This is a genomic window from Amycolatopsis sp. NPDC005232 (assembly GCF_040607795.1).
GTDB lineage: Bacteria > Actinomycetota > Actinomycetes > Mycobacteriales > Pseudonocardiaceae > Amycolatopsis.
In genome coordinates this window covers 32,165-57,233 of the sequence record NZ_JBEXHL010000009.1, presented here as the reverse complement: position 1 = coordinate 57,233, position 25,069 = coordinate 32,165, and the positions used below count along the sequence as shown (strand labels likewise).

The window sequence follows — 25,069 nt, the reverse complement described above, 5'->3', positions numbered from 1 at the left end:
TGGGTCTGGATGCGCTATTCGGCGAGGCTTCCGTCGCCCGCCTTCGCGGCGCCCGCAGGAACCGTCGCCACCTGGGCAGCCGGCACGGTGAACGTGGCGTCGTAGGTCTTTCCGCCACACGCCACAGTGAGCGGGTAGTCGCCGGCGGCGGTGCCGGACACGAGGTCGGCGTCGGCGGAGACGGTGGCGCGTACGCCGATGAAGGGCCCGAAGTCGTAGTTCCCGAACTTCAGCACGGGCGAACTGAACGTGGTCGAGCCGGCCTTGGCGCCGGGGCAGTCGGCTAGGGCGACGTTGGGCTCGCCGCGCTGGAAGTGGTTCACCAGCCCGTGCAGGGCCGCCGTGTCCTGGTTCAACTGCACGGTCACGGCCGGCGCGGGCGCGGCCGCGGGCCCTCCGGTCGCCGCCACCGCTTGTCCGGCCACGGCGACCGTCCCGATCGCCACCGCCGCAACGAAAACCGCCCTCTTGCGCACCCTCGGCCCCTTGTCCCGCTCAGTCATCAGCCTGTCACCGCACAAGACGCGGCGAGCCACGTGGGGTTGCGCGGGAATGGAAAAACTGTCCGAACCAGATCGACCGGGATCAGTCGAGGTCGTCGTGGCGCATCAGCTGGCGCCCCGCCTCGGTGATCGAGCCCGACAACGACGGGTACACCGAGAACGTCAGCGCCAGGTGGTCCACCGTCAGCTGGTTCTGCACGGCCAGCGCGATCGGCAGGATCAGCTCGCTCGCCGACGGCGCCACGACCACACCGCCGACCACCACACCCGTGGCCGGGCGGCAGAAGAGCTTCACGAAACCGCGGCGCAGGCCTTCCATCTTGGCACGGGCGTTGGTGGCCAGCGGCAGCATGATCGTGCGCGCGGGCACCTCGCCGGAGTCGATGGCGTGCTGGCTGATGCCGACGGTCGCGATCTCCGGGTGCGTGAACACGTTGGCGGCCACGGTCTTCAGCTTGATCGGCGCGACGCCCTCGCCCAGCGCGTGCCACATCGCGATGCGGCCCTGCATGCTCGCCACCGACGCGAGCATCAGCAGGCCGGTGCAGTCACCCGCCGCGTAGATGCCGGGCACGCTGGTGCGCGACACGCGGTCGACGGTGATGAACCCCCCGGGGCCGGGCTCGATGCCCACGCGGTCGAGGCCGATGTCGGCGGTGTTCGGGATGGACCCGACGGTCATCAGCGCGTGGCTGGCCTCGATCACGCGGCCGTCGGCCAGGTGCACGGCCACGCCCTTCTCCGTGCGCTCCACGCGCTCGGCGCGTGCGTGCTTCGCGACGGTGGTGCCGCGCTGCGAGAAGACCTCTTCGAGCACCGCGGCGGCGTCGGCGTCCTCGTGGGGCAGCACGCGGTCGCGGCTGGACACCACGGTGACCTTCACGCCCATCTCGGTGTAGGCCGACGCGAACTCGGCGCCGGTGACACCCGAACCGATCACGGCGAGGTGCTCGGGCAGCTCGGTGAGGTCGTAGAGCTGGCGCCAGTCGAGGATGCGCTCGCCGTCGGGCACGGCGCCGGGCAGCACGCGCGGGGTGGCGCCGGTGGAGATCAGCACGACGTCGGCGCCCACGGCCTCTGTGGTGCCGTCGGCGTGGGTCACGGCGACCTTGTGCGTCGCGAGGCCCGGCTCCTCGTCGCAGAAGCTGGCGGTGCCGTTGATCACGCGCACGCCCTCACGCTGCACGCGGGCGCGGATGTCGGCCGACTGCGCGAGCGCGAGGCCCTTCACCCTGCCGTGGACGGTCGGCAGGTCGACGCTCGTGTCGGCCAGATCGGTGTTGATGCCCAGCTCACCGAGGTCGTGCATCTTCGCCAGCGCGCCGGACGACGCGATGAACGTCTTCGACGGAACGCAGTCGTAGAGGACACAAGCGCCGCCCAGGCCGTCACGCTCGACGATCGTCACGTCGGCGCCGTGCTGCGCGGCGACCAAGGCGGCTTCGTAACCCGCCGGGCCCCCGCCCATGATCACGATCCTGGTCACCTGAGGTCCTCCTCGATACGCGTGTGGCCGGTGGGTCCAACGGTACGCGGAGGGGTCCGTCGCCAAGCGAAGTGGCCGGACACGGCATGTGCATCGGCTCGTGCGCTGAGCGGGTCGCTAGGCTGTCGCCCGTGCCGTTGTATGCCGCTTACGGATCGAACATGGAGCCCGCCCAGATGCTGGAGCGCGCCCCGCACGCACCGATGGCCGGCACCGGCTGGCTGGAGGGCTGGAGGCTGACCTTCGGGGGCGAGGACCTCGGCTGGGAAGGCGCGCTGGCCACCATCGTCGAGGACCCGGCCTCCCGGGTCTTCGTGGTGCTCTACGACGTGACCTCGCTCGACGAGACCGGGCTCGACCGCTGGGAAGGCGGCGAGCTCGGCATGCACAACAAGATCCGCCTGCGGGTCCAGACCATGGACGGCTCGGTGCTCGCCTGGCTGTACGTGCTCGACGCCTACGAGGGCGGCCTGCCGTCCGCGCGCTACCTGGGCGTGCTCGCCGACGCGGCCGAGGCCGCCGGAGCCCCCGCCGACTATGTGGATGACCTGCGCACCCGGCCGTGCTCCGGGATCACCGGCTGACCACAGCCCTGTGGACAACTCGGCGGATTTACGCGCCGACCTGGGCATCATGAACGGTGTTCACCATCAGTCGGTAAAGCTCTGACACGGCTTCACGTTTTCTGCTTGCGACGCTTTGTTTTGCGGCCGTCGTGCGAGTTGTCAAAGGTGCTTATAGGCGGCGTGGACCCGTTGGGGTGTAGGTAAAACCGCCCGTTTCAACCACTTTCCCGGAAGTGCCTGGGCGGCCGTTGATCACCCGCTGTGAATAGGCGGCCCGACGGCTCGATGAGGGTTCACGAGACCGGGTGAAAACGGTGTTCACAGGGCTTTGCCTGGACGCAAAAACCACCCGCTTGAGTTATCCACAGCTCGGCCGAGCTGTGGATAACTCAAGCGGGTGAGGCTGTGGACAACTCAGGCGAGAGCGGCCAGCGCGGTATGGACCAGCGTGCGGACACCGACCATCAGCGCCCGCTCGTCAAGGGTGAAGGTGGGGCGGTGGATGTCGGCCTGAGGAGCCGGCGGGCCGGGCCACACGCCGAGGCGGGCGAACGCGCCCTGGGCGTGCTCGAGGTACCAGCCGAAGTCCTCGCCGCCGGAGGACTGCTCCGTGCCGGCCAGGCCTTGCTCCCCGAGAGCGGCTTCGACGCCCGCGCGCAGCAGCGCCGTGGACTCCGGGTCGGAGACGACCGGGGGCACGCCGCGGCGGTAGTCGAGCGAGAAGCCGACGCCGGTGGGCGCGAGCAGCGACTCCACGGACGACGCGACGAGCGGTTCGAGCGCCGTCCACACCTCGTGGTCGGCCGTGCGCAGGGTGCCGCGCAGCACGCCGTCCTGCGGGACCGCGTTGGCGGCCTGGCCGGCGTGCACCGCGCCCCACACGAGCACCGTGCCCGAGCGCGGGTCGACGCGGCGCGACAGCACCGACGGCAGCGACGTGATGACCGTGCCCAGGGCGTACACGAGGTCCGCGGTGAGGTGCGGCCGCGACGTGTGGCCGCCGGGCGAGGTGAGGCGCAGCTCGATCAGGTCGGCGGCCGAGGTCAGCGCGCCCACGCGAGTGCCGACCTTGCCGACCTCCAGTCGCGGGTCGCAGTGCAGGCCGAAGATCCGCTCGACGCCTTCGAGCGCGCCCGCCGCGATCATGTCCAGCGCGCCGCCGGGCATGACCTCCTCGGCGGCCTGGAAGATCAGGCGCACGCGGCCGGGCAGCTCGGGAGCGCCGGCCAGCGCGCGGGCCGCGCCCAGCAGGATGGCGGTGTGGGCGTCGTGCCCGCACATGTGGGCCGCGCCTTCCGTGGTGGAGGCATACGGCAGACCCGTGTCCTCCGTGAGCGGCAGCGCGTCCATGTCGGCACGGAGAGCGACGCAACGTTCGCCCTGGCCGATGTCGCACACCACACCGGTGCCGCCGGGCAGCACCCACGGCTTGAGCCCGACGGCGCGCAGCAGCGACACGACCAGCTCCGTGGTCGCGAACTCGTGCCGCGACAGCTCCGGGTGGGCGTGGATGTGGCGGCGCCACGCGAGCACGTCGGTGATGTTGGCCCGCAGCCAGTCGTCCAGCCAGAACGGGCCACGCCCCGCACCGAGATCGTCCACAGGTGCCATGCTGACGCCGGCTTCGGTGATCAGCGCGGTGGGCGCCTCGATCGGGTTGGCCATGCGACCCTCGGGGTCACCTGGAACGTCCGGACGTGAGTCAAGCACAGTCACGCCGCACCTCCTCCCGCTACCGCAACACGGGTCGCGCCTGGGGACCCGCACCGTGCCGTTCGCTCTGTCGTACGCATTTGCAGATGATCGTGCACCATGCAGGTGGCAAGCCGCGCCCCGCGACGGGGGACCCGAGACGGCCGGTACCGGATCTGCGTTGAACGGCCCGACGAAATTCGGTCAGGGTGAACCGGGCCGATTCAGCCGTTGCCCTTCTTACGCTTCCGCCGCCCGAAGAACACGATGGCGAGCAGCACGACGGCGACACCGCCCGCGATCAGCTTGTTCCGCGTCTTCTGCGCGTTGGCCTTGTCGGTCTGCGTCGGGTCCAGCACCGGGCCCGGCGCCGCCTGCTGCGGGGCCGGGAGCAGCGCTTCCGCAGGTGCCGCGGTCTGCGCTTGGACCTGGGCTTGAGCCTGAGCCGGCGCCTCGACGACGGCCGCCTGAGCCGGAGCCGCGCAGTAGAACAACGCGCCCAGCAGGCCGACCAGCAGCAGTCCCCGCACCTTCGCCATGACATCCCTTCTACGGCACTGCGTCGCATTCTGCCCGCCGAACGGCCGCGACGTCAGCCGCCACGCGGAGGAGACGCTCCGTTCAGCCCGCGCCACCGCCCGCCGACCGCATCTCCACACGGTGACCGGTCGTCACGGAGCGTGGAGCGGTCATGAGGTCAGACCAAAGTCACTTCGGGGGACCGTTCGTCAGCCGAACGGGGCCGGTGGGCCACCGAGGGTGGGTTCGGCGGGCCTTTTGTGGCCTCGGCTGCTCGAACGGGGGTTGGGGGGTGGTGGCTTCGCGGTCATCTGCGGGGTTGGCGGTAGTGGCTTCGCAGATGACTGCGGGGATGGGGGCGGCGGCTCCGCAGTCATCTGCGGGGATGGGGAGCGGCGGCTCCGCAGTCATCCACAGGGAAGGCGGGCCGCGGCTCCGCGGCCATCGACGGGTTGGCCGGTGGCGGCTCTCCTTTTGTCCACAGGGCACTCGCGGTGGGCCGAGTTGTCCACAGATTCCGTTTCGGCCGTTTTTCAAGGTCAGGGGCCGATAGACTGGGATGGGGACGCCCCCCAAGGGAGGGCGGGGGCTGTCTGCCGGGCGAGGGCTGTCTGCCACAAAAGACAGCTCAGCCGTCCGTTGGCTCCCCGAACGCCGTCAAGATCCGCTCCGCCGCCAGCGTCGCCGTCAGTTCGCCGTCGCGGACCGCGCGTTCGATGTCCGAGACCTGGGCCCGCACCGAAGGGTGCGACGTCAGCCGGTCCAGCAACTGCTCCCGCACCATCGACCAGGTCCAGTCGACCTGTTGCTGGCGGCGGCGGCTGGAAAGCTCACCGGACTCCTGCATCAGCGAGCGGTGCCGGCCGATGGTCGCCCACACCTCGTCCAGGCCGGAGCCTTCCAGTGCGCTGCAGGTCAGCACGGGTGGCGTCCACGGTGCGTCCTTGCCGTAGATCATCCGCAGTGCGCCCGAGAGCTCGCGGGCGGCGCGGGCGGCGTCGCGGGTGTGCGGGCCGTCGGCCTTGTTCACGGCGATGACGTCGGCCAGTTCGAGCACGCCCTTCTTGATGCCCTGCAGCTGGTCGCCCGTGCGGGCCAACGTCAAGAACAGAAAGGAGTCGACCATGTTGGCCACCGCGACCTCGGACTGTCCGACGCCGACGGTCTCCACCAGCACCACGTCGAAGCCCGCGGCTTCCATCAGCACGATCGTCTCGCGGGTGGCCCGCGCGACTCCACCCAGCGTCCCCGACGTCGGAGACGGGCGGATGAAGGCGCGGGGATCCACGGCCAGCCGCGACATGCGCGTCTTGTCGCCGAGGATCGAGCCGCCCGTGCGGGTGGAGGACGGGTCCACGGCGAGCACGGCGACGCGGTGGCCGGCCGCCGTGAGGTCCGTGCCCAGCTGGTCGATGAAGGTCGACTTGCCGACACCGGGCACGCCCGTGATGCCGACCCGCTGGGCGCCCCCGGCGTGCGGCAGCAGCTCGACGAGCAGCTCCTGCGCTTGCGCCCGGTGGTCCGCCCGGTGCGACTCGACCAGCGTGATCGCCTTGGACAGGGTGCCGCGGTCGCCCGCGAGCACGCCCTTCGCGTAGGCGGCGACGTCGATCCTGCGAGGCAAGGCTCAGGACTCCTGGTGCGCGAGCTGCTCCAGCAGGCCGATCGCCGCGTCGGCGATGACCGTGCCGGGCCCGAAGATGGCGGCGGCACCGGCGGCGCGAAGCTCGTCGTAGTCCTGCGGCGGGATGACGCCGCCCACGACGACCATGATGTCCGACCGCCCGAGCTCGGCCAGCTCGTGGCGCAGCGCCGGCACGAGCGACAGGTGCCCGGCGGCCAGCGAAGACACGCCGATCACGTGCACGTCGGCCTCCGACGCCTGCCGCGCGACCTCACCGGGCGTGGAGAACAGCGGGCCGACGTCGACGTCGAAGCCCAGGTCGGCGAAGCCGGTGGCGATCACCTTCTGGCCGCGATCGTGGCCGTCCTGGCCCATCTTCGCGATCAGGATGCGCGGCCGGCGCCCCTCGTTCTCGGCGAACTTCTCGACCAGCGCCCGCGCCTTGTCGACGTTGTCCGACTTCCCCACCTCTTCCCGGTAGACGCCGGAGATCGTGCGGATCTGCCCGGAGTGGCGGCCCCAGATCTTCTCCAGCGCGTCGGAGATCTCGCCGGCGGTGGCCTTCGCGCGAGCCGCGTCGATGGCCAGCGCGAGCAGGTTCCCATCACCCCGAGCACCCTCGGTCAGCCGGCGCAACGCGTCCTCCGTGGCCTGCGAGTCACGCTCCTCACGCAGCCGCCGCAGCTTCTCCAGCTGCTGCGTGCGCACGCCGGCGTTGTCGACCTTCAGCACGTCGATCTGCTCGTCGTCGGTGACCTGGTACTTGTTCACCCCGATCACGGGCTGGCGGCCGGAGTCGATGCGCGCCTGGGTGCGCGCGGCGGCCTCCTCGATGCGCAGCTTCGGGATGCCCTCGTCGATCGCGCGCGCCATGCCGCCCGCGCTCTCGACCTCCGTGATGTGGCCCCACGCCTTGCGCGCGAGGTCGTACGTCAGCTTCTCCACGAACGCGCTGCCACCCCACGGGTCGATCACCCGCGTCGTGCCCGACTCCTGCTGCAGCAGCAGCTGCGTGTTGCGGGCGATGCGCGCGGAAAAGTCGGTGGGCAGCGCGAGCGCCTCGTCGAGCGCGTTGGTGTGCAGCGACTGCGTGTGGCCCTGGGTCGCGGCCATCGCCTCGACGCAGGTGCGCGCCACGTTGTTGTAGACGTCCTGCGCGGTCAGCGACCAGCCCGACGTCTGCGAGTGCGTGCGCAGCGAAAGCGACTTCTCGCTCTTGGGATCGAACTGCTTCACCAGCTTCGCCCACAGCAGCCGAGCCGCACGCAGCTTCGCGACCTCCATGAAGAAGTTCATGCCGATCGCCCAGAAGAACGACAGCCGCGGCGCGAACTTGTCCACGTCCAGCCCCGCGTCGACGCCGGCGCGGATGTACTCGACGCCGTCGGCCAGCGTGTACGCCAGCTCCAGGTCGGCGGTCGCCCCGGCCTCCTGCATGTGGTAGCCGGAGATCGAGATCGAGTTGTACTTCGGCATGTGCTGCGAGGTGAACGCGAAGATGTCGGAGATGACCCGCATCGAGGGCTGCGGCGGATAGATGTAGGTGTTGCGGACCATGAACTCCTTGAGGATGTCGTTCTGGATCGTCCCCGCGAGCTGCTCCGGCTTCACCCCCTGCTCCTCCGCCGCGACCACATACAGCGCGAGCACCGGCAGCACGGCGCCGTTCATCGTCATCGACACGCTCATCTTGTCGAGCGGGATGCCGTCGAAGAGCTGGCGCATGTCGTAGATCGAGTCGATCGCCACGCCCGCCATGCCGACGTCGCCGGACACGCGCGGGTGGTCGGAGTCGTAGCCGCGGTGGGTGGCCAGGTCGAACGCCACCGACAGGCCCTTCTGGCCGGCCGCGAGGTTACGGCGGTAGAAGGCGTTGGACTCCTGCGCGGTGGAGAACCCGGCGTACTGGCGGATCGTCCACGGCTGGTTCACGTACATCGTGGGGTACGGCCCGCGCAGGAACGGCGCGATGCCCGGGTAGGTGCCCAGGAAGTCCACATCGGACAGATCCTCGGCCGTGTACACCGGCTTCACGCCGATGCCCTCGGGCGTCTCCCAGGCCAGCGCGTCGGGAGCCTTGCCGGTGGCGTCCTGCACGGCCTGCGCCCACGCGGCGCGGTCCCCCGGCTCGGGGGTGCCGAGCGGGACGTCGGCGAAATTCGGGATGCTCATGCCGACGCCTCCATGAGGAGTTGCACGCCGGCTGGCCCAGAGGCGCCGGCATGAATACCGATGATTCGCTTGCAAGCCGCGCTCATGCGGACACTCCCAGCTGTACGTGGATGCCGGTCAGGACTTCGAGCGCGTCGCAGCCGGCGAAGACGTTGCCGCTCACGCCGGAGTAGCTCGCTTTGCCCGCGAGCAGCACCTTCTCGGCGCCGAGCGACGCGGCGACGTCGGCCGCCTGTTCTTCGTACGCGGCGTCGGTGCCGCAGAGGCACGCGATGCGCGCACCGCTTTCCCGGAACGCAGCGGGCAGGTCGTCGGTCGCCCCCGGGTTCACGGCCTCGAGGCCGCCGGCCTGGAACAGGTTCGCGGCGAACCCGGCGCGCGTGGTGTGCGCGGCGACGGGACCGAGCGTGGCGAGGAAGACCTTCGGCCGTTCGCCGTGCTCGGCCAGGTACTTGTCGGAGGCGTCGCGCAGCTGCTCGAACGCTTCGGCGTAGCGGTGGCGCGGCAGGCCACCGTCCACAGTGGAACTCACCGATTCCCTGGTCACGGGTTTCTCCGCCAGGTTCGGGAACTCGCTCACGCCGGTGATCGGGTCTCGGCGCGTGGCCAGGCGCTTCGCGCGCTTGTCCCACGTCGCGGCCAGCCGCGCGGCCAACGCGCCCGACGCCAGCTCGGCCTCGATGCCGCCCGCGCCTTCGATCGCGGTGAACTCGGTCCACGCGGCTTTCGCCAGCTCGTCGGTGAGCTGCTCGACGTACCAGGAGCCACCGGCCGGGTCGATCACGCTGCCCAGCTTCGACTCCTCCAGCAGCACCGCGTTGGTGTTGCGGGCGATGCGCGCGGAGAACGCGTCGGGCAGGCCGATCGCGGAGTCGAACGGCAGCACGGTCACGGCGTCGGCGCCGCCGACTCCCGCGGCGAAGCACGCGACGGTGGTGCGCAGCATGTTCACCCACGGGTCGCGCTGAGTCAGCATCGCGGGCGAGGTCACGGCGTGCTGGTGCATACCACGCGCGCCGGCGGGCGCACCCGAAACTTCGAGCACGCGGTCCCATAGCCGGCGGGCGGCGCGGAACTTGGCGATGGTGAGGAACTGGTCGGCCGTGGCGGCCAGGCGGAACTCCAGCTGCGCGGCCGCGGCGGAGACGTCCAGACCTGCTTCGGTCAGCGCCCGCAGGTACGCGACACCGACGGCGATCGTCGCGCCCAGCTCCTGCGCGTCGGAACCACCGGCCTCGTGGAACGGCAGGCCGTCGGCCACGAGCGTGCGCACCTTCGGGTACTTCGCGGCGACGCGCGCGGCCAGCTCGGCGGCGGGGGCGACAGGCAGCGCTTCGCCCGTCCGCGCGCCGACGCCGATCGGGTCCGCGCCGAGCACGGCGACGGCCTCACTGGGCGGAATTTCACGCTCGGCCAACACGTCCAGCAGAGCGTCGGCCGCGGCGGCGTACTCCGCCCCGGCGTCGAGGACCACCGGCGCGAGGTCGACGTAGACCTCGTTGAGCGCGTCGGCCAGCGCGCCGAGTGGGAGCGCTTCGCCACCGACGCGCAGCCACACGGACGTGGCGCCGCCTTCGAGGTCGGCGAGGATCGCGGTGTTGGTGGCCTTGGCGTCGGCCCGCAGGTGGCGCACGCGCACGTCCCACCCGGTCCCGATCACGCCTTCGGGCCGCGCGCCGCGAACGAACGGCGGCAGCCCCGGGTAGCCGGGCTCGCCGGCGGCGTCTTCACGCGTGTACAGCGGCTGGATGTCGATGCCGTCGTACGTGTGGGTGACGAGTTTGCTCTCGGGCGCCCCCGCGAAGTCCTCCGGCAGGCGGCCGCTCTTGCGCAGCACTCCCGCCACGAGTTCCTGCCACCGGGCCCGGTCGGCGGCAGGAAACCCGGCCGCCAGCGCGAGCTCGGGTTCGGAGATCGGCACCGACTCCGGCCCAGCCACGTTCGTCATACCCAGTGATGGTAGAGGCACGCCAGTGCCGGCACCTGTGACTCTAGTCGCCCCACCAGAGTGTTCAGGGGTATCGGCGGAACACGGGTGGGCAGGTCTTGCACACTGGGTCGAAGAGTGTCGCTGTCTTACGACACAATCAGGGGGTGTCCTCCTCGAAGGAAGAGCCGAGCCCAGCACAGTCGAGCGCAGCCGAGCCGCAGTCCCGTGTGGTCGCCGGACGCTACCGGCTGCGATCCGTGCTCGGCTCGGGGTCGATGGGCACGGTGTGGTCGGCCTACGACGAGTTCCTCCACCGGCCGGTGGCCGTCAAGGAGATGAAGCTGCCGCCGGGCGTCCCGGCGTCGCAAGCGGACGAGTTGCGTGAGCGGACGCTGCGCGAGGCGCGCGCGATCGCGGTGCTGTCCCACCCGAACGTGATCATCCTTCACGACGTCGCGCGCGACAACGACGAACCGTTCGTGGTCATGGAGCTGCTGCCGTCACGCAGCCTCGCGCACATCCTGCGCGACCACGGGCCGTTGAACGTGGAGCAGGCGGCCGCCGTCGGCATCGCCGTCGCCGCCGCGCTCGAAGCGGCGCACGACGCGGGCATTACGCACCGCGACGTGAAGCCGGGCAACGTGCTCGTGGCCGGCGACGGGCGGATCAAGCTCACCGACTTCGGCATCGCGCGCAACGTCTCCGAAGCCACGATGACGCGCACCGGGATCATGCTCGGCTCGCCCGCCTACATCGCGCCGGAGGTCGCGTCGGGTGGCGCGGTCACGCCGGCGGCCGACCTGTGGGGCCTGGGCGCGACGCTGTTCGCCGCCGTCGAGGGCGCGCCGCCGTACGACGCGGACGGCGATCCACTGGAGACAGTCGGCAAGGTCGTGAACGGCTCGGTGCCCAAGCCGAAGCCGGGCCCGCTGGCCGACGTGATCGCCGCGTTGATGAAGAAGGAACCGGAGAAGCGGATCTCGCTGCGCGAGGTGCGTCACCGGCTGTACCCGTTGCAGGGCAAGACGGCGCTCGACCTGTTCGGGCCGGAGCTGTTCCGCACGCCGGACGGGAAGAAGACTTCGGCGCAGCTCGACGCGACCGACACCCAGGTCTTGGAGACGGTGGCGCCGACCGACAAGAAGTCGGAGGCCAGTGGCGCACTGGCGGCGGACCCGGGTCCGTTGCCGTTCCTGCGGCAGGGCGCGGCTCCGGCTCCTGTTGTCGCCGCTCCGGTTGCTTCTGCTTCGCGGCGACGCAGCCCGCGCGCGTCGGCGTTGCTGGCCGTCGCGGCGGTGGTGCTGTTCCTCGTCGCCGGTATCGGCGGGTTCGCGCTGGCGCGCCTGATCAGCGGGCAGTCGCTGATCCCGCCCGCCGGCAGCGCCGCGTCCGCCGGTGCGCCGGGCGCGCCGGTGCCGCCACCGCAGGACGTGAACCTGGTGCAGCAGCGCGGCCACGCGAGCGAAACAGCCAATTCCACGCGCGACACCGAGTACGTCATCTCAGTGCCGGAAGGCTGGCAGCGCTTCATCGCCGGCCGGTCCTCGAACAGCGTCGGCGCGTCCACGGTCGTGCAGTACGTGTCGCCGGACGGGCACCAGTCGTTGCGCATCGAACGCTTCCCGAACTTCCTCAAGAAGCACGACGTCGCGGCCTACGAGGGGAGTCTCCGGGCCTCAGCGGACCCGGGCGGGTTCGCGTTCGCCAAGGTCCCCGTGCAGACCGACGCCGGGACCGAGATGATCTACCGCACCGTGGAGCACGGCGATTCCGCGCAGAGGGGCCCCGATTCCTCGATCACCCGCACGACCTTCGCCTTGCTGAAGACCTCGGGCGAGTCGCTGTGGGCCGTCTCGCTCACCGTGCCGCCGGAGATCGAGCCCGACGGCGGCGAAACGTGGGACCGGATCAAGCAGACGCTGTCGTTCCCGGGCGACCAGTAGGGCCTCAGCCCAGGCCGTCCGGGTAACGCCGGCCCGACTCGGCCGCCTGCGCGAGGCGGCGCAGGCCCGCGAACAGCCGGTCGCCCAGCACGGTGCCGACCACGGCCGCCTCCACGATCCGGTCCAGCGACGGATGGGCGGCGAGCGTGTCGAGGTCGACCTCGGCGATGCGGTCGGCGAGCGTGGCGTAGTCCTCGATGCGGTCGAGCAGCGCGGGGTGACCGAGCGCGCGGATCGTGCACAGCGTGGTGATCAGCCCGGGCGCCGCGGGGTGCTCGGGCGCGAACTTCCAGCCGTGGGCGGCGGTCAGCTTTTCCAGCAGGTCCAGCGCCCACGCGCGGGCCTCGTCGTCGACGTCGGACGTGCCGCCCACGAGGGCGCGCTGGGTGACGCCGAGGACGTCGTTGGTGGGCTCGCCCGCGTCGATGGCCGCGAGTACGCCGCCGACGGTGGCCACGGACAGGCCGCCGACGTCGAGCAACGCGCGGATGAGCTTGAGGCGCTGCACGTGCTCGTCGCCGTAGCGCGCTTGGTTGGGGCTGGTGCGCTCGCCCGGGTGGAGCAGGCCTTCGCGCAGGTAGTACTTGATCGTCGCGACCGGCATGCCGGACTCGGCGCTCAGTTCGGCCATCCGCACGGCCGCATCAACTCCTTGAACTCAGGACTCGGGTTGGTTCGGGACTCGGGTCATCTCAGGACTCTGGTTATTTCAGGGATAACCCTGAGGACTTCTCAGCTTGGATAGTCTAGCTTCCCATAATGGATACTATGACTATCCATCCTGGGAGGACATCATGACCTTGCTTCCGAGCCGAACGAACACCTGGCATCGGCCGTCCACGCTCTTCGCGGCGGGACTCGTCGTCACCGCGCTGGCCTGCGTCGTCGCGATGGTGGTGGACCAGCGCACGGTGCTCGGCGCGCCCGTGTGGGCGAAGCTGCTGAAGTTCGCCATTTCGGGTGCGCTGTACTTCTTCACGTGGGGCTGGCTGGTGTCGCTGCTGCCCCGCTTCCGCCGGACCGCGCACGTCGCCACGACCGTGGTGATCGTGCTGTTCGCCGCCGAGTACGTGGTGATGGTCTTCCAGGCGGTGCGCGGCCGGCCGAGCCACTTCAACAACGCGACGCCCCTGGACAACACGTTGTTCCAGCTCATGGGCGGCATGGTCGCCACCATCTGGATCGCGACGCTCGTGCTCACCGTGCTCCTCATGTTCACGCGCCTCGAAGACCGCGCCACCCACTGGGCCGTCCGTACCGGCGCGGTCATCTCGCTCATCGGCATCGGCCTCGGCGCCCTCATGACGGGCCCGACCGCCGCGCAGCGGCAGGAGTTGAACGCGACCGGCGTGTCAGCTCTCGTGGGCGCCCACAGCGTCGGCGTGCCCGACGGCGGCCCCGGCCTGCCCATCCTCGGCTGGAGCACCACCGGCGGCGACCTGCGGATCCCGCACTTCACCGGGATGCACGCGCTGCAGCTGCTGCCGCTGGTTGCCCTGGGGTTGGGCCTGCTCGCCACTCGGGTGCCGCGCCTTCGCGACAGTGCAGTTCGTGTCCGGCTGGTATGGGTCGCGACATTCGGCTACGCGGGCCTCGTCGGCCTCGTGACCTGGCAGGCGCTGCGCGGCGAGTCGCTGATCCACCCGAGCGCCCCGACCCTCGCGGCCGCCGGCGCCCTGCTCGCCGCGGTAGCGCTGGGCGGCTTCGCCTCGGTGTACCGCCCGATCCGCGAGCTCGTGCGATGACCGCGCTCGCAGTCACCGTCGGCAGCGGGGGCGAGCCGTCCTTCGGCGCCCGCACTCCGCGGCGGCGCCCCGGCCGGGCCGCCGCGCAGTCGGCTGGCCGCCCACCCCATCGGGAGCTCGTGCGATGACCCAGCAGTTGTTCACCTGGACCTTCCCCCTCGCGACGCCGTTCTGGGCGCTGATGATCTTCGCCCCCACGTGGCGGCGGACGCGGCAGATCATGGCGTCGCCGTGGGTGCCGTTGCTACCCTTGGCTTGTTACTTCGCCATCGCGATCCCGCACTTCGGGGAGCTGTGGCAGGCGGTGAGCCGGCCGGACCTCGCCCTGCTGCAAGCGTTTGCGGGGTCGTCGGCGGGGGCGGCGTTGTTGTGGGCGCAGCTGATCGCGTTCGACCTGTTCCTCGGGCGGTGGATGTTCTTCGAGGCGCGCGAGCGGGGGATCCCGTGGCGGCAGGTCAGCCCGGTGCTGGTGCTGACGATTTTCCTGTCTCCGTTCGGGCTGGTGGTGTTCCTGGCGCTGCGCAGTGCCCGGATACGCTCGGCGCCATGACCAACCACGAGGAAGCGGCCGCGGCCGCCATCGCCGAGCGGACCGGCGTCGAGAAGCACGACATCGCCGTGGTGCTGGGCTCGGGCTGGCGCCCGGCCGCGGACGTGATCGGGACGGCCGAGGCGGAGATCCCGTTCGGCGAGCTGCCCGGTTTCACCACTCCCGGCGCCGTGGGGCACGGCGGGACCGTCCGGTCGCTGAAGATCGGCGACAAGCGCGCGCTGGTGCTGCTGGGCCGCACGCACTTCTACGAGGGCAAGGGCATCGACCCGGTGGTGCACAACGTGCGCACCGCCGCGGCGGCCGGCTCGCGCACCGTGCTGCTCACCAACGCGGCCGGCGGCCTGCGCGAGGGCTTCAGCGTCGGGCAGCCGGTGCTGATCTCCGACCACCTCAACCTCACAGCCCGCTCGCCGATCGTCGGCGCGAAGTTCGTGGACCTCACCGACCTCTACTCCGCCCGCCTGCGCGGCGTCGCGAAGGAGATCGACGGCTCGCTGGAGGAAGGCGTCTACGCCGGCCTCACCGGCCCCCACTTCGAGACGCCCGCCGAGATCCGCATGCTGCGCACGATGGGCGCGGACCTCGTCGGCATGTCGACGGTTCTGGAGGCCATCGCGGCCCGCGCCGCCGGGGTCGAGGTGTTCGGGCTGTCGCTCGTCACCAACCTCGCCGCCGGCATGACGGGCGAGCCGCTCAACCACGAAGAGGTCCTCGAAGCCGGCCGCCAGGCGGCCACGCGCATGGGTTCGCTGCTCAAGGAGCTCATCGCCCGCGCGTGACGACGTGCTGCGAAGGGCACCTCGAACGCGAGGTGCCCTTCACCCGTCGTCAGACGTAGTCGGGCAGCTGCGCGGCTACCTCGTCCGGCGACGGCATCGCCGCCACCTCAGCCGCCAGCGCCCGCACGGCGTCGGCCACCGCCGAGTCGGCCAGAAGCCGCCGCGCGCTCTCCCGCACCGCGTCGGCCGTCACCGCGTCGCCGAGGAGTCGCTCGCCGACGCCGGACCCGGCGACGGCTTCGGCGTTGGTGAACTGGTCGGCGCCCTGCGGCAACACGAGCTGCGGTACCCCGGCGGAAAACGCGCCCATCGTCGTGCCGCTGCCGCCGTGGTGCACCACGAGGTCGACGTGCGGCAGCAGTTCCGACTGCGGCACCCACGCTTCGAGCCGCACGTTGGCCGGCACCTCGCCGAGTGAAGCGACGTCGACCGACGGTCCGGTCGCCACCAGCACGTCGACGTCGAGCGCCGCGAGCCCGGTGATCGCCGCGGTGAGGATGTGCGCCTGGCTCATCGGCGTGGTGCCGAGCGTGAGGTAGACGAGCGGGCGGCCGTGGTCCAGGACCCCCGCGGGCAGGTCGCCCGGCTCGCTCCAGCCCACCGGCCGCAACGGCAGCCTCCGGGCGCGCGCGATGAACTCGGGCGACTGCACCGACGGCGGGCAGATGTCCACGAACGGGTTGCCCCACGAAGGCCGGTCTCCGCCGGTGATGCCGAGTTCGGCGGCGTAGTCGTCGAGGGCGCCGCGGATCTCCGTCATCAGCCCGTCGGCCGAGACGCGCCCGAAGCCGTGGCCCATGGCCGGGATGCCGGCCTTCCTGGCCGCGAACGCGCCGCCGGAGTTGCCGACCTCGTAGATCACCAGGTCGGGCCGCTCGCGCTCGAACAGTGCGCCGAGGTCGGCGACGAAGCGCTCGGGCAGCACGCGGCCGAACACCTGGCCGATGACCTCGGTCATTTCCTCCTCCGACGCCTCCCGCCGGCGCTGCGCCGGATCGCCGGCGTACTTCGAGGCGAACGCGTCGTAGATCGTCAGGCCGGCCTTCTCCGGCCGCAGGCCCGCCTTTTCGAGCACCGGATGGAAGTCCTCCGCTGTCGCGAAGACGACGTCGTGCCCGGCGCCGCGCGCGGCGACCGCGAGCGGGATCAGGGGGTAGAGGTGACCGTGGGACGCGAGGGAGGTGAACACAAGTCGCACCACTGCGACGGTAGCGACTTGTGTGCCGCCCCGTCAGGTGAATTCCGCAAGGACTTCCACCGTCCGCTGTTGCTCGGCGGCGGATCCTTGGGGCGAAAAGAAGAATTCGGTCACGCCGGCGTCGCGCAGCCGGCCGAGCTGAGTGGCGACCGCGTCCTCGTCGCCCACCACTGCGACGTCACCCGCCCCGGCCACGCCCTCACGGTCGAACACCGCGCGGTATTCCGGCGATTGCGCCGCCAAGGCGAAATCCGCCGAAATCCGCTCCCGCACACCGCTTTCCTTGGCTGTGACGCACACCGGCAGCGCGGCGATCACGCGGGCCGCCTTCCCGATCGACGGAACCACGTGCTCCCCCAACGTCTTCGGCCCCGCGAGCCACGTCACCGTGCCGTCGGCCAGCTCCCGCGCGACCCTCAACATCGCGGGCCCGAGAGCCGCCACGACCACGGACGGCGGCCGCGCACCCGGCACCGCCACGGATCCGAAAGCCGTGAGCGTCTCCCCGGAAAACGCGACACTTTCCCCTCGTAGCAACGGAATCAGCACCTCCAGGTACTCCCGCATCCGCCGCGCCGGGCGGTCCACCGGCAGCCCGAACATCGACCCGACCATTCCCGCGATCCCCGCCCCGACTCCGAGCGTCAGCCTGTTGCCCGTCACCGCCTGCACGCTCAGCGCCTGCCCGGCCAGCACCAGCGGATGCCGCTGCGGCACCGGCACGACGGCCGTCCCGAACGCGATTCCCGGCACCGGCCCGAGCGCACCCAACGCAACCATCGCGTCCCACCCCAGCGCCTGGCTCACCCACGCCGTCGCGAACCCCGCGCCTGCCGCAACCCGCGTCTGCTCGACCAGCTCCACGGCCCCGGTCGGACCCCGCAGATCCCCGACCGCGATCCCGATTTCCACTTGATCCTCCTAAGTGGGGTACCACCCCGTTTCAAGACCGGTACGATACGGAGGACCACCCCGTTTTGCAACCACGCAGCCACCAGCGACGAGAGGCAAGCCCATGCGCGCCGACGCCCGCCGCAACTACGAGCGGCTGCTCGCGACCGCCGTCGAGGTCGTCGGGGAGCAGGGCGCAGATGCCTCGCTCGAAGAGATCGCTCGACGCGCCGGCGTCGGCTCCGCGACGCTGCACCGCCACTTCCCCGGCCGCGCCGCGCTGCTGGAAGCCGTGTTCCGCGAACGCGTCGAGAACCTCTGCACCCTCGCCGCGGAGCTGGCCACCGCCCCGAGCCCCGGCGACGCTCTGGTCACGTGGCTGCGCGCTGTGGTCGCCCACGCCTCCGCCGCCCGCGGCCTCGGCGCGGCCCTGCTGCTCGGCGCCAAGGAAGGTCGCGAGTACCACGCGAAGATCCTCAACGCGGGCCACCGCCTCCTGGCCCGCGCGCAGCAGGCGGGCGAGGCGAACGAAGCCACCGGGATCGACGACCTGCTCCTGCTCGTCAACGCGATCTCCCTCGCCACCGAGGACGACGCGGACCGTGCCGATGCCCTGCTCACCCTGGTCGTGGCCGGGGTCCGGCGGCCGAAACCCGTACGCTGACCCGGTGCAGAACACGATTACTCCCGAGCTGCGCGACGCCGCCCACCGGTGGATCGCCGAGGACCCCGACCCGTCGACGCGCGAGGAGCTGCGGCAAGTGCTCGACCGCGCCCTCGCCGGCGACGCCACCGCGGCGGACGACGTCGCCGACCGGATGGCGGGACCGCTCGAGTTCGGCACGGCCGGGTTGCGCGGGCCGGTGCGGGCGGGGCCGAACGGGATGAACGTCGCCGTCGTCACGCGGACCACCGCGGGCGTGGCGCAGTGGCTCACCGAAAAGGGCCTCGCGGGTGGCGTGGTCGTGGTCGGGCGCGACGCGCGGCACGGGTCGGAAGCGTTCGCGCAGGCGGCCGCCGAAGTACTCACCGCGGCGGGCTTCGCCGTGAAGACGATGCCGCTGCCGTTGCCGACGCCGCTGCTCGCGTACTCGGTGAAGCACTACGACGCGATCGCCGGAATCCAGATCACCGCGTCGCACAACCCGCCCGCGGACAACGGGTACAAGCTCTACGACAGCACCGGCGGCCAGATCGTGCCGCCGTCCGACGGCGAGATCGAGCACGCCATCCAGGCCGCGCGCGCCGCGGTCGACGTGCCGCGCGCACCCGGGGCCGAGGTCGTCGACCCGCGCGCCGCGTACCTCGCCGACGTCGCGAACCTGCCCCGAAGCCCGGAGCGCGAGCTGCGGATCGCCGCCACCGCGCTGCACGGCGTCGGCGCGGCGACGCTGGAAACGGCGCTCACGCAGGCCGGGTTCACCGACGTGCACTTCGTCGCCGAGCAGTCGCGGCCCGACGCCGACTTCCCCACCGTCTCGTTCCCCAACCCCGAGGAACCCGGCGCCACCGACCTGCTGCTGGCACTCGCGTCCAAAGTGGACGCCGACCTCGCCGTGGCGCTCGACCCGGACGCCGACCGCTGCGCCCTCGGCGTCCGCGGCCGCGACGGCGAGTGGCGCATGCTGCGCGGCGACGAGACGGGCGTGCTGCTCGGCTCACACCTGCTGTCCACAACGGACAATCCCGATCCGCTCGTGGCCACCACCATCGTGTCGTCCTCGCTGCTCGGCGAGCTGGCGAAGGCCGCGGGCGCGCGTTACGCCGAGACGCTCACGGGCTTCAAGTGGCTGGTGCGCGCCGGCGAAGGCCTGATCTTCGCCTACGAGGAGGCGCTCGGCCTCTGCGTGAACCCGGGTTTCGTGCGGGACAAGGACGGCATCGCCGCCTCCGTGTTCGCCGCCGGGTTCGCCGCGGCGCTCAAGGCCGCGGGCCGCACGCCCCTCGACGTGCTCGACGACATCGCCACCGGCCACGGCGTGCACCTGACGGACCAGGTTTCCTTGCGGGTCACCGACCTTGCCGTGCGCGGCAAGCTGATGGCGGGCCTGCGCGCCGAGCCGCCGGTGACACTCGGCGGCACACCTGTCACGCAGGAAGACCTCCTGCCAGACGCCGACGTGCTGCGGCTGCGCGGCGACGGCCTGCGTGTGGTGATCCGCCCGTCGGGCACCGAGCCGAAGCTGAAGGCCTACCTGCAGGTGGTCACGCCGGTGACCGGTGACCTCGCGGCGGCGCGCGAAACCGCGTCCACTCGCCTCAGCGCAGTGCGGGAGGACATAAACACGCTGCTGAGCTGACCGGGACCGGGGGGCCCGGTTCGACGTCGCGGCCGACCAGGGTCGCTCCGAACAGGCCGACGACGTCGAATAGCAGCAGCACTACGAACGCCGCGATGAACTCCCGCCGCCGCGAGAGGATGGCGGCGAGCAGGCCGACCACCGCGGGCACCATCCACGGCCACAGCCGGTCCATCTCGCTGGCCCAGCCCTGGGGCGCGAAGATCGCGTCGGTGAACGCGGCGAAAACCAGCGCCAGCGTGCTGACGAGCCCGGCCAAGCCGAGCAGTACGAATGCGGCCACCGCAAGATGGGGCCGCAGTCTGTCCCCCATCACCGGACCCAGCCTGCCCGCGCGTGGACAAGGGCACAAGTGGCAGGCTGCGCTCATGGCCACGTTGTTACTCGTGCACCACACCCCGTCGCCGTCGATGCAGGCGATGTTCGAAGCCGTGCTCGCCGGCGCGAAGCACCCGGACATCGAGGGCGTCGACGTCGTCCGCCGCCCTGCGCTCGGCGCGACCGCCGCCGACGTGCTGGCCGCCGACGGTTATCTGCTCGGCACCCCCGCGAACCTCGGCAGCATGAGCGGCGCCCTCAAACACTTCTTCGACACCGTCTACTACCCGTGCCTCGACTCGACGCGCGGCCGTCCGTTCGGCGCGTACGTGCACGGGAACAACGACACGGCCGGCACCGCGCGCCAGCTCGCGTCGATCACCACGGGGCTGGGCTGGATACAGGTCGCGGACCCCGTGCTGCTCACGGGGGAACCCGACAAGGCCGCGCTGGAAGCGTTGCAGGAGCTGGGTGCGACGGTGGCCGCGACACTCATGGGCTGACCGGCCACTCGCAGGCAGGCCACCCCGAAGGACCAGCCCTGGAAAAGTAAGGGGCCTGTCACCGGAAGCCCTGGGGGTCGACCTCCGGCAACAGGCCAGATCAAGGGTTCGCTACGAGGCGATCAACCTTGACCACTCAAGCGTACTACAAATGGCTGATCACAGCGAGCCAGGCGCAGGACAAGATCCCGCTCCGGGTTCCGAACACCCCCAGAGTGCGGACGTGTCCGGAGCGGGACGCGGCCACTGTAAACCACTGCATACAGGCCGTGTCAACAGGTGCGTACAGTAGACACGCCGTTACCAATCCGGCCAAAAGCAGGCGGGCACCGAGCCGGACGCTCCCGCGTCTGGCAACCATTCCCGCCGTGGCTGTGGTCGGATTGGTAACAGACGGCACACTACTATCCGGACAAGGGGAAGGGGGCGGTGATGCCACGGCAACGCACCTTCGCGGAGAAGCTGAGCACGCTCATCGACTCATCCCGGGCGGACGGCCGCGCACCGCACAGCTACCGGGAGATGTCGGCGGCGATCGAGCGCGCGGGCGGGCCCGCGATGTCGCCGGCGTACCTGCAGCAGCTGGCCACCGGAAAGCGGATCAACCCGAAGATCCACTACGTCGAGGCGCTGGCGAAGCTGTTCGGAGTGCCGGTCACGTACTTCTTCGGCGACGAGGACGAGCGCGCCTCCGGAGACGCGCCGGCCGTCGAGGCCAAGCTGATGGCCATGCGCGCGCAGGAGCTCTCGCCGCAGGGCCGCCGTCAGGTCATGGACCTGCTCGACCTCGTCGAGCGCTACGAGCGCGCCGAACGGGAAGGCCACAGCGGACCGTGAAGGAACGCGAACTCCGCAAACGCTGCCGGCGGTTGCTGAAGGACCTCGACATCAGCCCGCCGCTCGACGTCGGACAGCTCTGCGAACGCCTCGGCGAGCGCCGCGGCCGCCCGATCCGGCTCATGGCCTACCCGCTCGAAGTGCCCGGCCCGTTCGGCTGCTGGATCGCGACCGCCTCGGCCGACTACATCTTCTTCCAGCAGGAAACGACGAAAGCCCACCAGGACCACATCATCCTGCACGAGCTCGGCCACCTGCTCGCCGACCACGAACCGGGCGGAGACGCGGAACCGGCCGATTTCCTGCGGGGCCCGGCCGTGGAAAGCCTCGACGGGGACGCCGTGCGCCGCGCGTTGCGCCGCACCTCCTACGACGAGGCCCACGAGTGGGAGGCCGAGACGGTCGCCACGATCATCCTCGAGTGGGCGTCGGTGCTGAACTACACAATCCCGCGGGCCGCGGCCGACCACGACTTGCGGCGCATCCAAGGCACGTTGGGCGACCACCAGGGCTGGCTGTGACCGCTGCCTTCTTCGCCCTCTTCACCGCGGCGCTCGCCTGGCGCGTCTACCAACTGGTGCGCTCGCCGCGGCTGCCGAACTGGGCCGTCACGGTCACCATCGCCGCGTTCGCGCTGGCGTTCCTCGCCCAGCAACGCGGGGTCACCACGTGGTTCGACGGCCTGACCGCGCCGGGTGGCGCGCGGCTGGCGAACAACGTGCTGCTCTCGTGTGGCGTCTGCTCGCTGTTGATCTTCTTCCTCGGCTCCGCGCTCGGCCCGCGCCAGGCGCGCCGCGTCGCGCTGGAGCTCGTGCCGCTTACCGCCGCGATCGCCGTGATGACCAGCGCGCTGGCGATCACGCCGGTCCCGTTGCGGGGCGCCGCGCTCGGGCCGGACACGGTGCACGCGCCCGGGATCGCGTTGTTCTACTTCAGTGGCGGGGCGTACCTGATCTACGCGATCACGGCGTGCGCGGTGTGGATCGTGCGCTACCAGCGCGTGGCCGACCCGCACCTGCGCACGGGCCTGCGCATCGGTGCGGCGAGCCTCGTCGCGGCGGCCGCCGGCAGCGTGTTGCGGGCGCTGTATCTGGTGGTGGCGTGGGTGTTCGACGTGACCGTGCCGGCGTTGCTGTGGCTCGGGGTGCCGCTGGTGATCCTCGGCAGCGTGCTGTTCCTCGCGGGCATCACCTATCCCGGTGTGCGGGCTCGCGTGGCGGCTGTGGTCCGGCGACGCCGGCACCGGGCCGACCACCACCGCCTCGCTCCACTGTGGACACTGCTCGTGGCGGCTTACCCGAGCATCGTGCTGCGGACGCCGCCGGGCAACGGCCTGCGCGACCGGTTCGCCGTGCACCGCCGCTACTACCGGCGCGTGATCGAGATCCGCGACGGGTTGGTGCAGCTGAGCCCCTACCTGGATACGGACCTGGCCTCGCTCGCGGCCGACGATCCGTCCGCCGCGGCTGCGGCACTGCGGACCGCGCTGGCCCGCCAGGCCTCAGGTGAGGTGAGCGACGGGCGGGCCAAGCTCGTGCTGCCGGGCGGCGGCGCGGACCTGGAATCGGACGTGCGGCCGCTGCTGTCGCTGTCGGCAACGCTTGTGGGAAAGGAAAGCTGAACGTGGACACCCTGATCACGGCTGCCCGGGTGCTGCCCCGGCCCTCGACCCCTATCGACGGCGGCGCCGTGCTGGTGCGCGACGGCGAGATCGTCGCGGTCGGACGGCCCGACGAGGTGGCCGCGGCGGCCGTCGACCCCGTGGTGCGCGACTTCCCCGACGCGACCGTGCTGGCGGGGCTGTTCAACTCCCACGTGCACCTGTGTTTCGACGCCACGCGCGAGATGCTGCCGAACTTCCTGGCCAGTGCTGACACCGATGTCGCGAACGGTGCGGAGGAACGGCTCGGGCAACTGCTGCGCAGCGGCGTCACCACCGTGCGCGACCTCGGCGGCCGCACCGTGGTGAAGCCGGCCGGCGGACCGCGGGTGCTCGCGGCCGGGCCGCCGCTGACCGTCCCGGATGGACACTGCCATTTCTTCGGCGGCGTGGTCTCCTCCGACGCCGAGATCCGCGCGCGGATCGACGCCAACGCGGCCGCGGGCGCCGACGTGATCAAGGTGATGGCGGGCGGCGGCCAGATCACGCCCGGTGGCGCGGAGATGTGGGAGTCGCAGTTCGACGCGCGGCAGCTCGGCGTGGTCGTCTCGCAGGCCGCGCGGCGCGGGCTGACGGTCGCCGCGCACGCCCACGGCGCCGACGCGATCGCCGACTGCGTCGAGGCCGGCGTCTCGACGATCGAGCACTGCACGTTCATGACCGGCCCGCAGCAGACCGACCTGCGCCCGGAGGTCGCGCGCCGCATGGCCAAGGGCGGCGTCTCGGCGTGCTCCACGAGCAGCCGCAACTGGCGGATGATGGTCGAGCGTATGGGCGAGGACCTCGCGCGCCGCGTCTACGGGCGGCTGCCGTGGCTGGAGGAGCACGGCGTGCGTCTGCTCTCCGGCACCGACGCGGGCTTGCCCGGCTCGACGTTCGACGACCCCGTGGGCGCGCTGGAGCTGTACGAATGGCTCGGCTTCTCGCGGCGGCGGATCCTCGAGATCGCCACCGAGGACAGCGCGGCGGGCCTCGGCCTGGGCTCGGTCACGGGCCGGCTGGAGCCCGGGCTGGCGGCCGACCTGCTGGTGGTCGACGGTGACCCGCTGGCCGAGCTGGCGGCGCTGGGCAAGCCGCTGCTGGTCATGGCGCGGGGCGTCGCGGCTTCCTGAGCTGCTCACTTACTGAAGTCCTGAGTTACTGAACAGGGTCGATCTTGACCTTGCTCACGCTCCCTTTCGATACATCTGTGCATTGAGTACGCTGGCGTATCGAAAGCGGGAGGCCTGATGATCGAACCGACGGCGGACCGCGTGCCACGCCGTCGCGCGGAGACCCGCCGGCGCCTGCTCGAAGCCGCTCTCCCGGTGTTCGCCGAAGAGGGGTTCGGACGGTCCACAGTGGAGCAGATCTGCGAGCGCGCGGGCTACACACGCGGTGCGTTCTACTCGAACTTCGCCTCGCTCGACGAGCTGTTCCTGGCCATGTGGGAAGGGCGGTCGGCGGCGATGATCGCGGCCGTGCGCGGGGCGTTCGACGCGTTCACGCCGGTCGATCTGCCCGACGTGCGGGCGGTCGTCGAGCGCGTGCTGCCCGCGATCCCCGTGGACGACGCGTGGTTCCGCGTGAGCGCCGAGTTCACCGCCCACGCCCTGCGTAACCCCAGCCTGCGGCGCGTGATGACCGCGCGCGAGGAAGCCATCGCCGAAGCGCTGATGCCGCTGATGGTCGAGCTGCTCGCGCGGGCCGGCCGCTCGATCCCCGATCCCGTGGCGCTGGGCCAGGCGCTCGTCGCGATGCACGACGGCACCAGCGCGCAATGCCTGATGGACCCCGACAACCCGCTCGTGTGGCAGCGGCGCCGTGACCTGTGCGTACAGGTGATCACGGCCTACACCGAGGTGGCTTGA

At 71.2% G+C, this 25,069-nt stretch carries 24 protein-coding genes; 13 read left to right on the top strand and 11 right to left on the bottom strand.

The genetic code is table 11. From position 1 onward, the window contains the following. Window positions 1–14: 14 nt before the first annotated feature. Together ABZU76_RS18875 and ABZU76_RS18870 are read right to left on the bottom strand one after the other, a co-directional pair. On the bottom strand, window positions 15–476 hold the full coding sequence (locus ABZU76_RS18875) for a hypothetical protein (RefSeq protein ID WP_354871586.1): 462 nt from the start codon (window positions 474–476) through the stop codon (window positions 15–17). A gap of 109 nt (window positions 477–585) precedes the next feature. Continuing rightward, window positions 586–1,989, bottom strand: a complete 1,404-nt coding sequence (locus tag ABZU76_RS18870) for an NAD(P)H-quinone dehydrogenase (RefSeq protein WP_220246291.1) — start codon at window positions 1,987–1,989, stop codon at window positions 586–588. 131 nt (window positions 1,990–2,120) lie between these two features. On the opposite strand from ABZU76_RS18870, the gene ABZU76_RS18865 reads away from it, so the two are divergent. Further along, window positions 2,121–2,573, top strand: a complete 453-nt coding sequence (locus ABZU76_RS18865) for a gamma-glutamylcyclotransferase (protein WP_220246290.1) — start codon at window positions 2,121–2,123, stop codon at window positions 2,571–2,573. 396 nt (window positions 2,574–2,969) lie between these two features. Here the strand turns inward: ABZU76_RS18865 and ABZU76_RS18860 are convergent, their stop codons facing one another. From ABZU76_RS18860 to ABZU76_RS18840, 5 genes are all read right to left on the bottom strand, one after another. Beyond that, entirely contained in the window at window positions 2,970–4,271 is a 1,302-nt protein-coding gene (locus ABZU76_RS18860) for an amidohydrolase (RefSeq protein ID WP_354871000.1), read from the bottom strand. 200 nt (window positions 4,272–4,471) lie between these two features. Continuing rightward, window positions 4,472–4,786 (bottom strand): hypothetical protein, encoded by a 315-nt coding sequence (locus ABZU76_RS18855; protein WP_220246288.1) that lies wholly within the window; start codon window positions 4,784–4,786, stop codon window positions 4,472–4,474. A gap of 608 nt (window positions 4,787–5,394) precedes the next feature. After that, on the bottom strand, window positions 5,395–6,390 hold the full coding sequence (gene meaB / locus ABZU76_RS18850) for a methylmalonyl Co-A mutase-associated GTPase MeaB (RefSeq protein WP_354870998.1): 996 nt from the start codon (window positions 6,388–6,390) through the stop codon (window positions 5,395–5,397). Between the two features lie 3 nt (window positions 6,391–6,393). Beyond that, the gene (gene scpA, locus ABZU76_RS18845) at window positions 6,394–8,562 is read right to left on the bottom strand and encodes a methylmalonyl-CoA mutase (protein WP_354870995.1); all 2,169 of its coding nucleotides are present in this window, start codon (window positions 8,560–8,562) and stop codon (window positions 6,394–6,396) included. A gap of 82 nt (window positions 8,563–8,644) precedes the next feature. Further along, window positions 8,645–10,510 (bottom strand): methylmalonyl-CoA mutase subunit beta, encoded by a 1,866-nt coding sequence (locus ABZU76_RS18840; RefSeq protein ID WP_354870992.1) that lies wholly within the window; start codon window positions 10,508–10,510, stop codon window positions 8,645–8,647. 209 nt (window positions 10,511–10,719) lie between these two features. On the opposite strand from ABZU76_RS18840, the gene ABZU76_RS18835 reads away from it, so the two are divergent. Then, the gene (locus tag ABZU76_RS18835; protein WP_354871583.1) at window positions 10,720–12,435 is read left to right on the top strand and encodes a serine/threonine-protein kinase; all 1,716 of its coding nucleotides are present in this window, start codon (window positions 10,720–10,722) and stop codon (window positions 12,433–12,435) included. A gap of 4 nt (window positions 12,436–12,439) precedes the next feature. Here the strand turns inward: ABZU76_RS18835 and ABZU76_RS18830 are convergent, their stop codons facing one another. Continuing rightward, window positions 12,440–13,066 (bottom strand): MerR family transcriptional regulator, encoded by a 627-nt coding sequence (locus ABZU76_RS18830; RefSeq protein ID WP_220247362.1) that lies wholly within the window; start codon window positions 13,064–13,066, stop codon window positions 12,440–12,442. Between the two features lie 163 nt (window positions 13,067–13,229). Here ABZU76_RS18830 and ABZU76_RS18825 point away from each other — a divergent pair, with 163 nt between their 5' ends. From ABZU76_RS18825 to ABZU76_RS18815, 3 genes are all read left to right on the top strand, one after another. Beyond that, the gene (locus tag ABZU76_RS18825; protein ID WP_354870990.1) at window positions 13,230–14,180 is read left to right on the top strand and encodes a hypothetical protein; all 951 of its coding nucleotides are present in this window, start codon (window positions 13,230–13,232) and stop codon (window positions 14,178–14,180) included. Window positions 14,181–14,304: 124 nt separating this feature from the next. Then, on the top strand, window positions 14,305–14,730 hold the full coding sequence (locus ABZU76_RS18820) for an ABA4-like family protein (protein WP_354870987.1): 426 nt from the start codon (window positions 14,305–14,307) through the stop codon (window positions 14,728–14,730). Next, window positions 14,727–15,512 (top strand): purine-nucleoside phosphorylase, encoded by a 786-nt coding sequence (locus ABZU76_RS18815; protein WP_354870984.1) that lies wholly within the window; start codon window positions 14,727–14,729, stop codon window positions 15,510–15,512. Before ABZU76_RS18820 ends, ABZU76_RS18815 begins: the two co-directional genes overlap by 4 nt. A 49-nt stretch (window positions 15,513–15,561) precedes the next feature. On the opposite strand, the gene ABZU76_RS18810 is transcribed toward ABZU76_RS18815, so the two are convergent. Continuing rightward, entirely contained in the window at window positions 15,562–16,710 is a 1,149-nt protein-coding gene (locus ABZU76_RS18810; RefSeq protein ID WP_354870981.1) for a glycosyltransferase, read from the bottom strand. Between the two features lie 33 nt (window positions 16,711–16,743). After that, a complete protein-coding gene (locus tag ABZU76_RS18805) occupies window positions 16,744–17,622 on the bottom strand; it encodes a TIGR03564 family F420-dependent LLM class oxidoreductase (RefSeq protein ID WP_354870979.1) in 879 nt (292 codons plus the stop codon). A gap of 103 nt (window positions 17,623–17,725) precedes the next feature. Here ABZU76_RS18805 and ABZU76_RS18800 point away from each other — a divergent pair, with 103 nt between their 5' ends. Continuing rightward, entirely contained in the window at window positions 17,726–18,265 is a 540-nt protein-coding gene (locus ABZU76_RS18800) for a helix-turn-helix domain-containing protein (RefSeq protein ID WP_354870977.1), read from the top strand. 4 nt (window positions 18,266–18,269) lie between these two features. Further along, entirely contained in the window at window positions 18,270–19,901 is a 1,632-nt protein-coding gene (locus ABZU76_RS18795; protein WP_354870975.1) for a phospho-sugar mutase, read from the top strand. Here the strand turns inward: ABZU76_RS18795 and ABZU76_RS18790 are convergent. Continuing rightward, on the bottom strand, window positions 19,861–20,184 hold the full coding sequence (locus ABZU76_RS18790; protein ID WP_354870972.1) for a hypothetical protein: 324 nt from the start codon (window positions 20,182–20,184) through the stop codon (window positions 19,861–19,863). The genes ABZU76_RS18795 and ABZU76_RS18790 overlap by 41 nt on opposite strands. Before the next feature lie 85 nt (window positions 20,185–20,269). Between ABZU76_RS18790 and ABZU76_RS18785 the strand changes: the two genes are divergently transcribed. From ABZU76_RS18785 to ABZU76_RS18760, 6 genes are all read left to right on the top strand, one after another. Continuing rightward, window positions 20,270–20,722, top strand: coding sequence for an NAD(P)H-dependent oxidoreductase (locus ABZU76_RS18785; protein ID WP_220246276.1), 453 nt, complete (start codon window positions 20,270–20,272; stop codon window positions 20,720–20,722). A gap of 432 nt (window positions 20,723–21,154) precedes the next feature. Further along, window positions 21,155–21,559, top strand: coding sequence for a helix-turn-helix transcriptional regulator (locus ABZU76_RS18780; RefSeq protein ID WP_354870969.1), 405 nt, complete (start codon window positions 21,155–21,157; stop codon window positions 21,557–21,559). Next, window positions 21,556–22,080: a hypothetical protein gene (locus ABZU76_RS18775; RefSeq protein ID WP_354870967.1), complete on the top strand. Its 525-nt coding sequence runs from the start codon at window positions 21,556–21,558 to the stop codon at window positions 22,078–22,080. Before ABZU76_RS18780 ends, ABZU76_RS18775 begins: the two co-directional genes overlap by 4 nt. Further along, window positions 22,077–23,180, top strand: coding sequence for an MAB_1171c family putative transporter (locus ABZU76_RS18770; protein ID WP_354870965.1), 1,104 nt, complete (start codon window positions 22,077–22,079; stop codon window positions 23,178–23,180). Before ABZU76_RS18775 ends, ABZU76_RS18770 begins: the two co-directional genes overlap by 4 nt. Window positions 23,181–23,182: 2 nt before the next feature. Beyond that, window positions 23,183–24,331, top strand: a complete 1,149-nt coding sequence (locus ABZU76_RS18765) for an amidohydrolase family protein (RefSeq protein WP_354870963.1) — start codon at window positions 23,183–23,185, stop codon at window positions 24,329–24,331. Between the two features lie 117 nt (window positions 24,332–24,448). Continuing rightward, entirely contained in the window at window positions 24,449–25,069 is a 621-nt protein-coding gene (locus ABZU76_RS18760; protein WP_354870960.1) for a TetR/AcrR family transcriptional regulator, read from the top strand.

Excerpts from the sequence above, each read along its gene's own strand:
- ABZU76_RS18815 (WP_354870984.1), top strand. The coding sequence starts at position 14,727 with ATGACCAACCACGAGGAAGCGGCCGCGGCCGCCATCGCCGAGCGGACC.
- ABZU76_RS18855 (WP_220246288.1), bottom strand. The coding sequence starts at position 4,786 with ATGGCGAAGGTGCGGGGACTGCTGCTGGTCGGCCTGCTGGGCGCGTTG.
- ABZU76_RS18840 (WP_354870992.1), bottom strand. The coding sequence starts at position 10,510 with ATGACGAACGTGGCTGGGCCGGAGTCGGTGCCGATCTCCGAACCCGAG.
- ABZU76_RS18785 (WP_220246276.1), top strand. The coding sequence starts at position 20,270 with ATGGCCACGTTGTTACTCGTGCACCACACCCCGTCGCCGTCGATGCAG.
- ABZU76_RS18760 (WP_354870960.1), top strand. The coding sequence starts at position 24,449 with ATGATCGAACCGACGGCGGACCGCGTGCCACGCCGTCGCGCGGAGACC.
- ABZU76_RS18830 (WP_220247362.1), bottom strand. The coding sequence starts at position 13,066 with ATGGCCGAACTGAGCGCCGAGTCCGGCATGCCGGTCGCGACGATCAAG.
- ABZU76_RS18800 (WP_354870977.1), top strand. The coding sequence starts at position 17,726 with ATGCGCGCCGACGCCCGCCGCAACTACGAGCGGCTGCTCGCGACCGCC.
- ABZU76_RS18780 (WP_354870969.1), top strand. The coding sequence starts at position 21,155 with ATGCCACGGCAACGCACCTTCGCGGAGAAGCTGAGCACGCTCATCGAC.
- ABZU76_RS18820 (WP_354870987.1), top strand. The coding sequence starts at position 14,305 with ATGACCCAGCAGTTGTTCACCTGGACCTTCCCCCTCGCGACGCCGTTC.
- scpA (WP_354870995.1), bottom strand. The coding sequence starts at position 8,562 with ATGAGCATCCCGAATTTCGCCGACGTCCCGCTCGGCACCCCCGAGCCG.
- ABZU76_RS18825 (WP_354870990.1), top strand. The coding sequence starts at position 13,230 with ATGACCTTGCTTCCGAGCCGAACGAACACCTGGCATCGGCCGTCCACG.